Origin of the sequence: Mesorhizobium sp. WSM3860, from assembly GCF_002294995.1 — a bacterium.
GTDB lineage: Bacteria > Pseudomonadota > Alphaproteobacteria > Rhizobiales > Rhizobiaceae > Mesorhizobium.
Genome location: NZ_NSGF01000022.1, coordinates 66,269 through 81,729 on the forward strand (window position 1 = coordinate 66,269; position 15,461 = coordinate 81,729).

Here is a 15,461-nt window from a genome sequence, read left to right on the forward strand (position 1 = left end):
CCCTCTTCAAGTCGGCGACGGGAAGATGCCGAACAGCGAGATGATGAAATTGACGCAGAGATAGGGCTGGAAGTTCGTGTGCGGCTGGCTACCGCCGGTGGAACTGACGGCCAGCGGGTTCAGCGCGATCGTCGGCGACTGATCCTTGTAGACCAGAATAGCGCCGCTCATCTGATCGAGCACACCGCCCTCCGGATTCGAACCGGTGCCCGTGTTTCCCGATGCAAGCATGGGATGCCCATGCGCGGGGATCTGCTGAGCGGTCAGCGTGATCTCCTCGGCGCCGCCGGTCTCGGCCAGGGTAAAGCCGTTGCCTTGATGCAGCGGCAAACGGCCGCGCAGATCGGGCAGTGCGAAGGTGCTCTCGCCGTCGCCGCCATAGGTGGTGCCGATCAGTTGGAAGAGCGTCTCGTTCTCGGAGATCGGCAGGAGCTGCCCCTCGCAGAACATCCAGCCGGCCGGCGCGAAATTGCCGGCAAAAATCCGGATTTCGCCAACATAGGGTTGTGCCATGGATCGCGTTCCTCAGGTCGGCGACGGAAAAATGCCCTGCAGGGCGATGCAGAAGCTCAGCGTCAGGAACGGCTGCATGTTGAGATGAGCCTGGTCCCCACCGATATTCGTGATCGTTCCGGAATTGATCGACGTCTGTTGGGCCGGCTGAGTGTAGGCATTGTTGAACGCGCCCAGGAACGCATTGCCCGGCAGCGCCACGGCTCCGTTTGTATTGGTGGCGTTGCCGACATGCGTATGGGTCGGCAGTTCCGAAATGGATAGGGTATGCGCCTGTTCGCCGCCGCGCTCGCCAAGGATGTGGCTGCCGCCGACATGGATCGGTACGCGCCCGCGGAAATCGGGCAGCGCGAAATTGACCCGGCCGTCGCCGCCGAAGGTGGTGCCGAGCAGCGAGAAGAGCGCCTGGTTCTGGTTGATGGGAAGGAGCTGCCCATTGCACAGCGCCCATCCTTGGGGCGCAAAGACAAACGACATGATCCTGATTTCCGATAGAAACGGCTCAGCCATCTTCACGCCTTTACTTGAGGTTTTCCTATCTTAGGTAGATTTATTACCAACGTCGAATCTCGCTTTTCTCGATTGACGATATCTATTTTATGACAACTTTCATATTTCTCTCGCGCACTTCGAGGTAACTTAGAGCCGATAGTTAGAATTGCGGACCTCCGAAGAACCCGCCGCCTGCTGGCTGAGTGCTGTCTCCGAAGGCAAACACGGCCTGGGCGTTGGTGAACGTTCCCGTGTTGTTGGCGGCCACGTAGGCCTGGATGGCCGAGAAGTCATACGGCGTTCCGACATAGTTCGGGCTGCCGATAAGACCCATGCGGGAATTGCCTTCCTGCTCAAGGACGATACCGGCAACCAGCGCTCCGATTGCATTCGCGCCGAGATCAATTGTGTTGCGCAATGCCCCGGCACCGCCGATGGTCAGATTGAGCTTGTTGTTGTCGGGGCTGCCGCTGTTGACGGTGTTCGAGCCAGACTGGATATAGATGCCCGAGAACGAACTCGCCTGGTCCAGCGTGTCAATCGTGTTGCCCTGGACGACGGCGGTCATGGTACCCCCACCGCCGTTGCGAAGCAGCAGGTCGATGGCACCGCGGGCTGCGACGACACCGGAGACATGATTGTTGGTGATCGTCGTGCTCGAGTTGCCCGCGCCGTCCTGATAGACCGCGATGCCTTCGCCACCCGTCGAGCCGCTGCCGGCTACACCCTGCGTGCCGATCGTGTTGCTGTCGATGGTGCCGACGAACGAGGCGTTCGTGCCGGTGCCCTTGGCAACGGCCAGCACGGCTCCGGCTGCGCCGGAAATCGTGTTGTGAGAGATGTTGTAGGTCAGCGTCACGTTGTTCGCCGGGCCGCCCCCACCGATCGTGATGCCGCCGCCGCCGGACACGATGTTCTGGTTGGTGTTGTTCATCATGTTGCCGAGGCTGGCTGTCGCGCCGCCGAGCACCAGGTCCGAGCTGACTGTGCCGAGCAGGTTGAGCTGGAACATGTCGCCCCTGGCCGAGGTGACGGTCGAACTCTGCATGGTGACGTTGAACGTGCCGCCGGTCGCCTGCAGGGCGACGGCGTCGTTGGAGGCATTGCCGGCGCCGCTCTGCGTCGCGAAGGTCGATCCGGTGATGGTCAGCCGGTTCAGCGTCTGGCCGCCGTCGTTGAAGACATGGAAGGCATCGTAGGCGGCACCTGTGAAGGTCGAGTTTGAAACCGCCGCCGATCCGCTCAAGCCGGTGAAGTAGGCGGCACCTTCTCCTATGCCGCCGACCGAGGTGCCATTGGTGCCGCTGATGACCACATGGTCCAGCGCGAGGCCCGTCACATTGGTGCCGACGATGCCGTAGTTCTGGAAGTCGTTCAACTGCATCCAGGAAAGCTGCAGGTCGGAGGTGTTGTTCAGATAGATGCCGCTGCCTTGCGTTGTGCTGCCGTCGGCACCGGTCTTGGTGGCGATCGTGCCGCCCGATCCGGCCGTGCCGGTGCCGGTCACATGCAGGCCGCCGCTCGAACCGGTGCTGTCGAGGATGATGCCGTTGGCCGACCCGCCATTGGACGTGACCTTCTGGAACGTCAGATCGCTGGCGCCGATCGTGGTGTTGGCGATGTTGAGCGCGGTGCCGGTGGTCGATGTGATGGTGTTGCCGGTGCCCTGCACCGTCACCGTGCCGCCGCCGGTCGCGCTGAAGCCTGTGCCGCTGCTGGTGTTGATAACCAGGCCGCCATTGGTGAAGTTGACGGTGCTGCCGGTGTTGTTGGTGAGGCTCACCGCTGCATTGGTGCCGGTGGACAGCGTCTTGGCAGCGCCCGAGAAATTGATCGTGCTGCCGCTGTTCGCGTTGACCACGATGCCGTTGCCCACGGCGCCGGTGGCGCTGATCGTGCCGGACAGTGTCGTGGTTCCGCCGGTGCGCGACGCAATGCTGACGACGTTGCCGGCGGTCGTCTTGGTGATGGAGCCGCTATAACTGATGTTGGCCGTGCCGCCGGTGACGTTGAAGGCCGCGCCAGAGGCGGCGCTCAGTGCGCCGGAGCCGAGATTGACGGTGCCGGTGACGTTGCTCAGGCCGACGTTGGAGGTTCCGCCTGCCGACGACGTGGAGTCGAGCGCAATGTTGGCGGCGACGCCGGAGAGGCTGATCGCCTGACCGCCGGTCGCGTTCAGCATCTCACTGCCGCCGGTAGCGCTGATCGTCATCGCACCGGCGGTACCGAGAATGCCGGTGCCGCTCGTGGTATCGACAGTGATCCCGCCGGCGAAGCTTACCGTGCCGCCGCCTTGCGAGACCCCGACACCGGCCGCGGTGTCGATGTTGGCGAGGCCGCCGACATTGAGCGAGCCCGTTGCCACATGGATGCCGCCGCCGGCCGTGGAGGTGTTGTTGACCGTCACGGTGTTGAAGTTGAAGGTGCCGGTGTTGGTGTTGATGGCGTCGATGCCGAAGCCGGAAGTGCCGGAGATGCTGGTCGCGCCGGAGACGGTGAAGCTGCCGGCGACCGTGTCGAAGATGATGCCGCTGGCGCCGCCGGTCGAGGTGACGCTGCTGAAGCTCATGCCGACGGTCAGCGGATCGAGATTGAAGGCCGCACCGCTTGTGGTGTCGACCACGCCGCCGGTGTTGTTCAGCGTGAAAGTCGTGCCGGCGCCCTTGGTGTCGACCAGCACGCCGGTACCGGCGTTGTTGGCGACGTTGAGCGTGGTGAAATTGAGCGTGCCTATCGGGTTGAGGAAGTTGAGACCGTCGCCCTGGACGCGCGCGCCGGTCGTGCCGACCGTCAGTGTGCCGCCAGGCGCGCCAATGTCGAAATGGACGTTGTTGAAGGCGATGCCGCCGCTGGTTCCGTTGCCGGTGACCGAATTGTCCGAGAACGAATTGAGGAGGATGGAATCCTGCGCCGCCGACAGGTTCTGGCCGCCGAAGCTGACCGTGGTGCCCGCGGCGGTGCGCTGGAAGACGTTATTGTCGATGCTCGCCTGCAGCATGTCGACCGTGCCGCCGGTGGTGGCGAAGCTGAGCGCCGCGCCTCCGGCGGTGATGTCGTTGTTCCTGATGACGAAATTCGAAGCGGCGGTCGCGTTGGCGAAGATGCCGGCGCCGCTGCCGCTGTTCTGCACCGTCACGTTTTCGACGCCGGCGGTGATGGTGCCAGTGCCGGTCGTCGGCAGGTTGATCGTGGCGCCGGAACCGTTGCTGGCCAAGATCGGCCGTGAACTGTCGAGGCCGCCCGGCGCCGAAACGACGGTGGTGGCCTGGACAGTGGTGAACTGGAACGAGGCCGGCGCGCCGACGCCGCTGCCGACGCCGAGCTGGGAGACGTCGATGGCCGCGTCGCCGCTCTTGAACGAGATCAACGCCTGTCCGTCCTTCAGGTCGAACGAGCTGTTGGCCAGATTGATGCTCTCGGTGCCGCCGGCGTTCTTGTCGACCAGGATGAAGACATTGGCGCTCGAAGCTTCTGCCTGGGTGACGCTGCCCGGATTGGCGAAGCTGCCGTCGCCCGTGCCGGACGTGTTGCCGGCCGCATCGATGTAGAAGAGCTTGACCGGCGAAAGGTTCGAGGTGTCGCCGGTGAAGTTCACATCGTTGAAATTGTAGTCGCCATTCGTCGGCAGACTGTCGGTGGCGTGGATGACCTGGCCGTTGCCGAAGGTCGAGATCGATGACTCGGCCGTCGCCTGGCCATCGCCGAACACCAGATTCGCGTTGGTGGCGCTGGAGAATTGCACGCCCTGTGCGACGTTGGTGATGGTCGAGGTCTGGCCAGCCGGATTGTTGTTGAGGGTGTCGCCGAGCTGGATCGTGCCAGTGCCGGTCGTGCCCGCCATATCGATGCCCAGCGTGCCGGCGAATCCGCCGCCGTCTACGTCGAAATCACCTGCCGTGATGCTGCTCGCCCCAAGCGAGGCGCCGTTCAGATCGAAGCCGACCGCGTTGGCGGCATTGAGGCCGATGTCGAGGCTGCTTGCACCCAGCGATGCGCCCAGCGTGCCCGAAACATCGACGCCGCGCGAGGTGATGCCCAAGAGGTTCACCGCGCCGAGGCTGATGGCGCCGCCGCCGGACGAGGCGACATTGTCGAGCGCGACACCGGTCGCGGCGCCGTTGACCGAGACGGAGTCGAAATTGACGCCGCCCGTGCCGACCGTCGCACCGCTGAGGTCGAGAGCAGTCCCGGTGGTCGTGTTGATCGTGTTGGCGCTGCCCCCGGTGCCGACACTGACTGTCCCGCCGCCGCTGGCAACGAAGCCGGCTCCGCTGCTGGAGGTGATTGCCAACCCGCCATTGGTGAAATTTATGGTGCCGTCGGCGTTGTTGCTCAGGTTGACGGCGTCTGTGGCGCCGGAACTGGCCTGCTTGGTCGTGCCGGAGAAGGTGACGGTGGCCGCGGTGCCATTGTCGATTCCGGCAACGACGATGTTGCCACCGCCGCCTGCGCTGCCGTCCGTCAGGTTGCCCAGCAACGTCACCGAGCCGCCGGTCAATTCCTGGATCGAGGCGGCGGCACCCGTGCCGTTGCTGGCGATCTCGCCACCATAGGAAATGGTCGCGTTGCCGCCGCTGGCGGCGGTCGCCGAGCCGACATTGAAGGCGGTACCCGAACCGGAATTGGTCAGCGTGCCGGTGCCGAGGGCGACCGTGCCGCTCAGGTTCTGCAGGTCGATGCCGCTGCCAGAACCGAATGTCGCGCTGGTCGAGGCGAAATTGATGTTGGCGGCAATGCCATCGAGGCTCACCGCCTGCGCGCTGCTGGCGCTCACGGTGCCGGTCGTGACGTTGACCGCGCCGCCGCCAGTGGCGCTGAAGGCCGTAGCGCCGTTGGTGGCGACATCCAAATCAGCGAAGCTGACACTGGAGCCGGTGTTGTTGGTGAGCGAAACCCCGTTCCCGCCTATCGTCACCTGGTCTGTGAAATTCACCGCGCCGCCGGTGCGGTTTGCGATGCTGAGGCCGCCGCCCGTCAGCGTGCCGGCCGATCCGCTGTTGGGCAAGGTGCCGCGTGTCAGCGTGACGGTGCCGGTGCCGCCAGTGACGTCTAGCAGCGTGCCGGCGACGTTGACGTTGTTGTTGGTGATCGACAGGTTGGTGTCGAGGCCGGCGACCATGAACGCGGTCTGGCCGGCCGCGACATTGCTCACGGTGACGCCTTCGATGAAGATGCCGCCGGCATTGCTGAAGCCGACGGCAGATTGGTCGACGAGGAAGGCCGCACCGGACGCGCCGCTGAAGTCGAAAGCGGTGTTGCGCACGGAGTTGTTGCCAAGCAGATGCATCAGATCGCCGGTGCCGGTGACCACGGCCTCATCGCCGGTGACGTTGCCGCCTGTGGCGCCGAGATTGCCCTGGACATTGACCGGCTGGATGGTGCCGGTCAGGGTGACGGCGTTGCTGTTGCCGAACCCGGTGATCGATTGCCCGGAATCGAGCGTGAAGGCACTGCCGCCGAGATTGATGCCGCCGACGAAGGCGAAGGTCTGGGTGCCGGTCAGCGCATCCGCCGCGGCAAGCGAGATCGTGTTGACCGACTGGCTGAGGCCGAACGTGCCGGCGTTGATTGTGCCGCCCGATTGCGAGACCAATGTCACCCCGCCCGGCGCGCTGGCCAGATGGGCGCTGCCGGTAAAGGCGACGTCGTCGAAATCATAGTTGCCGAGCGTCGGATCGAGCCCGATCGTGTTGACGGTGTAGCCGCCGGCGGCGGCGATGATGGTGGACTCGAGCCCGTCAGCGGCGTTGCCGTCGCCGAAGGTGAAGTTGGCGTTGGCCGACGTCGCGGTGGTGCCATCGGATGCCAGTTCGACGCCGACGCCAAGATTGTCGATCTTGGAGCCCTGCTCGAAGGTAATGGTCTTGTTACCGGTCGTCGACGACAGGTCGATGCCGCGGGAGGTCAAGGCGCCGGTGCCGGTGATGGTGGTCAGACCGAAGCCGGCGGCCGTGGACGAACCGCTGAAATCGATGCCGGTCTGATTGGCGCCAACATCGTTGATGGTCGTGGTGCCGAACAGGACGTTGGCGTTGGTGCCGCTGAAATCGATGCCGGCCGTGTTGGCGGTGACGCCCATCGTCACGGTGGTGGCGCCCGAGAACGTCACCAGCCCGGCATTGCTGCCGATGTCGATGCCGTCGCCGCCGGTGCCCGAGACGGTGACGTTGCCGAAGCCGACATTGGCGCTGCTTGCGACGTTTGAGACCGAGAGGCCGTTTCCGGTCGCACCGGTGATCGACAAAGCCGCCATGGCGTTGAAGGTCGCGCCTCCGCCGAGACCGCCGATGACCGCGCCGCCGCCGCCGGATGCCGTCAGCGTCGTGCCGAGGCCGAAGGTGATCGCGCCGCCCGTCGGCGCTGTCGTCGTGCCGATGGCGAAGAGGTTGCCGGTGCCGGTCGAGGTGACGTTGCCCGAGAGGGCGACCGAGCCGCCGGCGATGCCGTCGATCTTGACCGCCGTTCCGGGCGACGTTGCGGAGCTTGAGATACCAGCCGAAACGGTGATAGCGGCGCTACCGCCGGAGACGACGACGCCGTCGCCCGTGCCGGAATTGGTGATGGTGCCGCCGATGCCGATCGTGCCGGTGTTGTTGGTCAGGCTGACATCGGCGCCGGAGACATTGGTCGTGATGAGGTTGTCGACGTTGACGGTCGCGGCGCTGCCCTGCACGACGAAGCCCGGACCGCTGCCGACGACCGTGTCGATCTTCGTCGTGCCGTTGAACGTGTAGATACCGCTGGCCACGTTGGTGAGGCGGATCGCATCGCCATTGACGCGATTGATGTCGACGGCGCCGAAGGTGACGTTGCCGCCGCTGGTGTTGTCGATGACGATGCCGGTCGATACCGCGCCACCGGAGCCATCCACGGTGACGCTGGAGAAGTTCACACCGGCCGCGCCGATCGTAATGCCGGTGCCGCCGATCTGGACGCCTTTCTCGCCCAACCCCGCGCCTGTGGCCACCGTGTTGCTGGCGCCGGTCACCGTCAGGGTACCGCCATTGATGGCGCTGAAGGCGAAGCCGCCGTCGGTGGTCAGATCGAGGCCGCCGGTGAAGTCGATGGTGCTGCCCGTATTGCCGCTCAGGTCGATCGCATTGGCGGCACCCGTGCTGGCGGTGATCTTGCCGCCGAAGGTGGCGCTGCCGCCGGTCAGGCCGCTGATCCTGACCGCGCTCGATGTCCCGGTCTGGTCGATGACGCCATTGTAGGTGATGCTGGCCGAGCTGCTGAGGACATCGAACGCGACGTTGCCGGTGTCCGCAACCGAGCTGCCGGCACCGAAGGTCAGCGTTCCATTCGAACCGTTTCGGATCGAGATACCATAGCCGCCGCCGCTGATGTCGAGATCCTCGAAAGCGGCGGTGCCGTCGAAATCGTTGGCAAACAGCGCGACATTGCCGGCATTGGTAATCGTCGTGTTGCCGGTGAAATTGATCGTCGCGCTCGAATTGACCAGCGCGACGCCGGTTTGGCTCGCATTCTGGACATTGAAATCGTCGACCGACACGGTACCGGTCACGCTGTCGAGGACGAGGCCGGTCGCGACATTGCCGACCGTCAGGCCCTGAACGGTCAAGCCATTGACGCCGGTCGCATTGATCGCCGCACCGGATCCGCCCGAAATGTTGAAGTCGAGCAGCGCGTTGCCGTTGGCCGCCGTCACCACGTCCCCGGCGCCGGAATTGGTCAGGGTCGCCGCGCCGCCACCCGGGTCCGAGACAACCTGGTGGTGCTGGATGTTGTCGCCGGTGACGTTGACCGGCACGCCGCCGAGCGAGAAAGTGCGGCCGTTGCCGAAGGAGGCAAGCGTCTGGCCGTCGCTCAGCGTGAAACCGCCCACGGCGTCGATGGGCGCACCTTGGTTGACCAGCACGAAGATCGCGTCGCTGTCGGTTTCGGCGTTGGCCAGGTTGACTGCAAGAAGGCTCGACGTCGAGGAGCCGTCACCCGACGATCCGACCCCGCCGACGAAGATGACGTTCTGCACGTCGAACAGCTGCAGGCCGCTGAAAACGGTCTTGCCGAAGGCATAATGGCCGAGCATCTGGTTGAGCCCGCGCGCATCGAGCGAGGCGGTGAGGCCGGCAATCGATCCGCCACCGAAGGTGAACTCGGCATTGGCCGAATTGGCCAGCGAGCCGGCAATGCCGAGGCGAACACCCGTGTCGACACCGGAGATGGAGCCGCCATTGGTGATGGTGATCGCGGCATCGCCCGTCGTCTGCGCGAGGTCGATGCCGATCGAGCCGGCACCGGAACCGCTGATGTTGGCGGACAGCGCGGTGAACGCCGTCTGGCTGCCAGAGAAGTCGAGACCGGCTTGGCCGGCGCCCAGACCAGAAATGACGATGTTGCCCGCAACCACGGCAGCATTGACGCCGCTGAACGACATGCCGCTACCGCCGGGATTGGCGATGCTGATGTCGCCGAAGCGGACGGTCGCCGGGGAATCGGAAACGGCGATCGCCGGTCCCGTCGTGTTCGAGATCGTGGTCGCGCCATTGACGGTGAAGCTGCCCGACACCTGGTCGAGCACGACACCGGAAGTGCCGCCGGACTGAGAGATCGAATCGAGCGCCACATGAGCGGTGATCGGGTCGATGGAGACGGCCATGCCGCCATTGCCCGAAACTGTGCCGCCGGTGGTGGTGAAGCTGCCGCTGCTCGACGTGCCCTGCACCGTCATGCCGCGATCGGTGTTGTCGAGCGCGTTGACGGTGGCGAAACTGTAAGTGCCCTGTCCGGTGATATCGAGGCCGTCGTCGCCATTGTCCTGCAGCAGCGTCGTGCCGGTGAAATTGTAGGTGCCGTTGTCCTCGATATGTAGGCCGTCGAGGCCGTTGCCGGTCGCGGTGAACCCGGATGCATTGACGGTGGTCGAGTTGCCGGTGAAGTCGGCGCCATCCCCGCCCGTGCCGGTGACCGTGACATTGGTCAATGTCGTGCCGGCTGCGTTGTTGCCGAAGATGCCGTCCGCGCCGCCGGTGATGGTGATGCCGCTCAGCGTGTTGTTGCTGGCGAGCGTGATGACGTTGTTGGCAACGTTCGTGCCCTGGATGGTGCCGTTGCTGCCGCCGAAATTGTAGGTGGCGACGCTGCCGTCGATGAGCCTGGCTTGAACACTGCCGCCGCCGCCGATGACAGCCTGGCCGCCGGCCAGATTGACGCCGCCGGTAGTGATGTTGCCGTTGCCGCCAAGTGCGACGATGACGCCGTTCGCTCCGGCCTTGGTGACGGCATCGTCGAGCGTGGTTGGATCGCTGAAGGTACCTGCGCCGGCCAAGCCGCCGTCAGAGAAGTAGAACAGGCCGAAGGCCGCATTGGTGGCGGCGTTGATCGCCACGCGCGATGTCGTGCCCGTGACCTCGTCCTGGCTTTCCAGCCTGACGCCGATATCGCCGCGGACGCGCTCGTTGAGGCGCTTGCGCAAGCCCGGGATGACCGTCGAGATGGGGTCCGACGCATCGTCGGCCGAAGCCCTCTTGCCGGGCGCATTGAGCGGCACCGTCAGCCGAATGCCGCCGGCGAACTGGGTGTCGTCGCGATTGTCGTTGCGCACCTCGCCGGTGAAGGTCAGCGAGGTGCCGGTGCCGATGACATCGCCGATCGTGTATTCCAGCCCCGCCTTGGCGCCGGTGACGCTGCGGTCGTCGCCATCCGGATCGGCGAAATGATAGGCGCCGATATCGAAGCGCAGCGAATGGTTCTCCGGCAGGTCGATCGGCGCCTGGATGCCGACCTCGCCCTCGATGCCCCAGGCAGCATAGGTGCGATGATCGATGGCGGAGATTTCCTCGAGCAACTGGTTGCCGACCATCGACAGCGTCGAACCTGAGCCCTGCGAGGCACGGTCGCCGCTGAGCGGCAGGTAGACATTGACATGCGCGTCGTATTTCGAGGTGATCGCCTCGAGCCCGAGCGTCGAGGCGACGAATTGATGGTCGTCGCGGTTCTGGATGTTGAGATAGGCGTAACCGCCGATCATCAGGTCCGGATTGACGATGCGGCGGACGCCCAAGCCGACGTCCTGGCCGAAACCGTCGTCGAAATCGTATTTCGAGCGCACGTCCAGGAACAGGACGGATTCGAGGTTCTGCTTCAGCGGCAGGAAGCCTTCGAGGGCCGTGTTGGCGCCGTTGTTGTTGGCGCCGACGATCGCGCGCACCTGCGGCTGCCACAGCCCGGCATCGTCGGCGCGCGCAGCCATGCCCGACAGTGCCAGGGCAACGCTCGAAAGCGCGGACGTTTTCAGCAGAATCCCGGCACGCCTGGATGCGGCAGACGCTCCGCCCCGACGAGCAACGCCCTCGACGGCCTTCCCCCGACCTTCAGTCCGCTCTTTGCGCGACCGCATGTCCCCATCCCGGCTGCCGCCGTGCCCTCGAGCAGGTAGGCGGATACTATTGTATTGCACGACAATTCATGGTTGCGATACGGTATTCATACAGAAATCAGACTCCTGTTGCAGTAGAGACACACCGATTTTGTCCCCAACGACCTAGGTTCCATTTCGCCGGCTAGAGATTCCAAAGTTGTACCAAGAGCAATGGAGTATACATTAGTGATATTGAATGTAACTGTTAGATCAGGATACGTAGCCTTTGCGCTCTGTTTGCTGTTGTTCTCGGCGGGCGCAGCCATGGCCGAGGAGGCGAAGCCGGCCGCGCCCAAGCCTGTCGACAGCAACCCGTGGATGGTCAACTGCTCTTCGGGGGCGACAGGAACCGAGCTGCAATGCCAGGTCTCGCAAAACCTCACCGAATCCAAGACCGGCCAGCGGGTGCTGACCGTCACGGTGCGCCGCCAGGAGGATGCTCAGGGCTTTGCCATGCTGCTGGCCTTGCCGCATGGGCTGTTCCTGCCCTCTGGGGCGTCCTACCAGATCGACAGCGGCAAAAAGGCGACCGTCGCGATCCAGACCAGCGACCAGAATGGGGCTTATGCTGCCGTGCCGCTGGCGCTCGAGATCATTAAGGCGATGCGGTCTGGGACCATGCTGAACATCGGCATGGAGTCAGTGACACGCAAGCCGGTGACGATTCCGGTTTCGCTAAAAGGCTTCGGCGCGGCGATCGACAAGCTGGAAGCGACCAAGTAACGTCATCAAGCAATTGCATGCCGATCTGATGAGCCTCGGCTATGAGGGCTCCTACGGCCGTGTCGCGCCTTTGCGCGTGCCCGGAAAGAAGAGCGCCAGCACCAGATGCAAACGAGCGGGCGCGGCACCTTCGTGCCGCTGGCGTTCGACCCCGGCGAAGCCTTCCAATTCGACTGGTCGGAAGACTGGGCGGTTATCGGCGGAAATCAACATGGGACCGCCGCATAAGCGCTCCAGTTCATCAGAAAACGCCCAAGATTTCCCGCGCCTCGTCCGGCGTTGCGACCTCGCATCCAAGATCGCGGATTATGCGGCACGCGCGCTCGACCAGTTGCCCATTCGTCGCGAACACGCCGCGCTCCAGATAGATGTTGTCTTCAAGGCCAACGCGGCAGTGGCCACCCAGGATCGTGGAAAGCGCGACAACCTCCATCTGCCAGCGAGAGATTCCGAAGGCGCTCCAGATCGCGTTCGCTGGCAGGAGATCTTTCATGTAGATCAGTGTCCTTGCATCTGCCGGAGCAGACCATTTGACGCCGAGGCAGATCTGAAAAAGCGGCGGTTCGTCGAGGTGGCGGTGTTCAATCAGTCTGCGCGCCAAAAGGATATCGCCCGGGTTGAACACTTCGATTTCGGGTTTGACCTTCGCGCTTCGGATCAGCTCGGCCATATCCCTCAGTTTGCCCGGCGTGTTCATGAAGATGCAGTCAGGAGCGCCCGCGATGCCGCCTTCCAGGTTCATGGTCGTGGCATCGAGTGTGCACAGCTGCGGCTTGAGGTCCCGCACATGACCGACACGATCTCCTGCGGTCCCGATATCCGTAGTTGGATGCGCGGCAGCCTCGTTCGCCGGTTCTGGAACGAACGTTGCGCCCATCCCGGTGGTAAGATTGATCAGAACATTGCTGTCCTGCTTGCGGACCAAATCCACGATATCGCCAAAGACTTCGGGGGAACGGTCGCCAAGGCCGGTTGCGGGGTTCCGTCCGTGGATGTGAACTACAGACGCGCCTGCTTTGGCCGCCTCGATGCATGCGCCAGCGATCTGCTCGGGCGTAACAGGATAGTCGGGGTACCGCGGATGGATTGGACCGTCCCCGGTTACAGCACAGGTCAACACAATTTTACGCTTCATTTCGGCTCCAAGGCGCTAATCCGAGCATCGGATTTCCATTGTCTATTCAAACGGCCGCCGCTTGATCGTGCCCTGCATCGACCTTGTGGATGGCGCTCCAAAGCGCGACGAGCTTTGCATCGCGCTCTCTCCTAAGAGCGTCATAGTCGCGCGATCCAATTTCCTCCCGGAGGCCATCGATCAGCTTGCCAATCGTTGCCTGGTTGAGCTCGGACTCGCCGAGATCGTCCCACCAGAGCGCGTAGCTGTCCCGGAACTGTTCGCAATAAGCCTTGATGCCCGCTGTCTTCGGCATGCTGGGGACGTTCGGGCCGGTCTTCTCGTTCGAGCCGCTCAAACCGCAATTCGATCATATCAATCCGGCGAAGGGCCTGCAGAAGATCCTGTCGCTCCGCAACGTCATCGAGTTCACCAAGGGCTTGGCCAAGGTGGTGTTTCTGGCGAGCCTGTTCGTACTCATCCTGACCGCATGGCTTCAGCCGCTCTTCGATGCGCCAGGCTGCGGGTCTTCATGTCTCGAGCCGGTTGTCCAGGCTATGCTGACGCCATTCGGAGTGGCGGCCGCCCTCGCCTTTGTCGTCATAGGCCTGATCGACGTCCCCATTCAGCGCTGGCTGTTCCTGCGCGACATGCGCATGACGACCACCGAGTACAGGCGCGAACACAAGGATCTCGAAGGAGATCCATTGATCCGGCATGAGCAGCGGCGGCAGCGGCGCGAGGCGGTGATGCAGCCCGCGAGGCTCGGCGTCGTAAACGCGGTCATCGTCTTTGTGTCCGGCGACCGCGCTGTGGCGCTTCGCTACATCAAGGGCGAAACGCCGGTGCCGACGATCGTCGGCAAGGGTCGGGACCACGCAGCCAGCGAGATGGTCGCTCAGGCACGCCAGGCCCGTTGTCGAAGATCCTGCCCTCGCCAAAACACTCTTCGAGCGGATGAATGTTGGATCCTATATCGGCCAGGAGGTGTTCTCGCCGGTGGTTCGCCACCTTGTCCGACACGGGCTCACTTGAAAGCGATCAAGGGCCGGCGTCGCGAGCAGCTCGCCATGCGCATAGCAGTTCCATTTTTGATGTGCGACCGCATCTCGGAGATGTCAGCATTTCGATGACTGCGCCACCGCCAAGCCGACCATCAGGAGAACGTCAGATGTTGGCCTCGCGGTGAGCCAGCACGCTTGAGTGATGCCAGCGAACCGGCGCGAACTCCGCAATATCTTCGCTCAAGCGACACGGCTGTGGCGCCTCCCGCTTGCTGCTGCCGTCGCCAGAATCCGAGCCCGACGATAGGCATCCGGGATGGACAAAGCCCACACGAACAAGCCGAACGCATGTCGTCCGATGTACGACTGATCCGGCGTTGTCGTCATGTAGCTGATCACCGAAAAGAAAAGCACGGAGAAAGCAAACGCGAGCCCGCGCTTTGCGTCGCCTACAGCGAAGTGGCCCGCCCCCGGGAAGAGTATCGCCAGAGCAAGGACAAGGTGAGGATTGATCGGTTTGGCCATCGACGACCTCAGGCAGCTTCGTAAACAGAGGTGATGGCTTGGCCCGCAGCCAGCGCCTCGCTCAAGGATTTCGCCTCCGCGATTGCATTGTTGACCAGCTCAACTGAAATCGTCGCGACGGCAAAACGTATCTGCCGCAGGAACAGATGTGCAGCGCGATCCCCCTGGGCCGCCTGACGGATCACCCGGGTGCCGCGTGGCGAAATGACGGCTTCCTTGACGCCCGGATCGGAAAAGAGGCTGCGGAACATCGTTGCTGCGCGCTCGACCTGCCACGCAGTGGCGCGACCGTCGCCTCGCATCAACAAAGACGTGCCGGTCTCCGGCGGCGCCATCCATTCGGGCATGTCATGGACAAGCGAATAATATTCGGCACCGGTCGGGCGGGCGAGCGCGCCAATCGCGGGCCGGTTGCACTCGCGAAGCTCGCTTAATGTCACTCTGAGCCAGAGCTGCGGTAGTCGGCGCGTCACCATGGTGTCGGCAAAGAGCTCGACACGGATTTGCCTGCCGTCCTCAAGGCGGCTGACGAGAATGGGAAGGTGATCGGGGGCGAAGCTAATCTGTACGTTGGGCAAGAGCTTTGCCGCATCGTCAAGAAGTTCCCTTCGTTTCGCGAGGATGGCACGATGGTCGCTGATCGCACGCTTGCCCATCCAGGCGCAGGCAGCGGCGACAAATGCGGCAAGAGCGATTGTGGTGATCATTC

General features: G+C 63.6%; 9 protein-coding genes and 1 pseudogene. 3 read left to right on the plus strand and 7 right to left on the minus strand.

Features of this window, described 5'->3' with window-relative positions:
- Window positions 1-6: 6 nt before the first annotated feature.
- The 3 genes from CK220_RS26465 to CK220_RS26475 form a co-directional block, all read right to left on the minus strand.
- Window positions 7-513 (minus strand): tail fiber protein, encoded by a 507-nt coding sequence (locus tag CK220_RS26465; protein ID WP_095814344.1) that lies wholly within the window; start codon window positions 511-513, stop codon window positions 7-9.
- Between the two features lie 12 nt (window positions 514-525).
- The gene (locus CK220_RS26470; RefSeq protein WP_095814345.1) at window positions 526-1,023 is read right to left on the minus strand and encodes a tail fiber protein; all 498 of its coding nucleotides are present in this window, start codon (window positions 1,021-1,023) and stop codon (window positions 526-528) included.
- 142 nt (window positions 1,024-1,165) lie between these two features.
- Window positions 1,166-11,218 carry an inverse autotransporter beta domain-containing protein gene (locus CK220_RS26475; RefSeq protein ID WP_095814346.1) on the minus strand — a complete coding sequence of 3,351 codons (10,053 nt, stop codon included), beginning with the start codon at window positions 11,216-11,218 and terminating at the stop codon, window positions 1,166-1,168.
- A gap of 432 nt (window positions 11,219-11,650) precedes the next feature.
- On the opposite strand from CK220_RS26475, the gene CK220_RS26480 reads away from it, so the two are divergent.
- On the plus strand, window positions 11,651-12,109 hold the full coding sequence (locus tag CK220_RS26480) for an invasion associated locus B family protein (protein ID WP_245429410.1): 459 nt from the start codon (window positions 11,651-11,653) through the stop codon (window positions 12,107-12,109).
- A gap of 7 nt (window positions 12,110-12,116) precedes the next feature.
- Window positions 12,117-12,313: pseudogene (locus CK220_RS26485) on the plus strand (IS21 family transposase); the annotation flags it as partial.
- A gap of 37 nt (window positions 12,314-12,350) precedes the next feature.
- On the opposite strand, the gene CK220_RS26490 reads toward CK220_RS26485, so the two are convergent.
- A complete protein-coding gene (locus CK220_RS26490; RefSeq protein ID WP_095814348.1) occupies window positions 12,351-13,244 on the minus strand; it encodes a 3-keto-5-aminohexanoate cleavage protein in 894 nt (297 codons plus the stop codon).
- A 46-nt stretch (window positions 13,245-13,290) separates the two neighbouring features.
- Window positions 13,291-13,539 carry a hypothetical protein gene (locus CK220_RS26495; protein WP_095814349.1) on the minus strand — a complete coding sequence of 83 codons (249 nt, stop codon included), beginning with the start codon at window positions 13,537-13,539 and terminating at the stop codon, window positions 13,291-13,293.
- Between CK220_RS26495 and CK220_RS26500 the strand changes: the two genes are divergently transcribed.
- Window positions 13,520-14,356, plus strand: a complete 837-nt coding sequence (locus CK220_RS26500; protein ID WP_095814350.1) for an EscU/YscU/HrcU family type III secretion system export apparatus switch protein — start codon at window positions 13,520-13,522, stop codon at window positions 14,354-14,356. The two genes, CK220_RS26495 and CK220_RS26500, sit on opposite strands and share 20 nt — an antisense overlap.
- A gap of 111 nt (window positions 14,357-14,467) precedes the next feature.
- Here CK220_RS26500 and CK220_RS26505 read toward each other — a convergent pair whose 3' ends face one another.
- Together CK220_RS26505 and CK220_RS26510 are read right to left on the minus strand one after the other, a co-directional pair.
- Window positions 14,468-14,752, minus strand: coding sequence for a hypothetical protein (locus CK220_RS26505; RefSeq protein ID WP_095814351.1), 285 nt, complete (start codon window positions 14,750-14,752; stop codon window positions 14,468-14,470).
- Window positions 14,753-14,760: 8 nt separating this feature from the next.
- The gene (locus tag CK220_RS26510) at window positions 14,761-15,459 is read right to left on the minus strand and encodes a hypothetical protein (protein ID WP_095814352.1); all 699 of its coding nucleotides are present in this window, start codon (window positions 15,457-15,459) and stop codon (window positions 14,761-14,763) included.
- Window positions 15,460-15,461 lie beyond the last annotated feature (2 nt).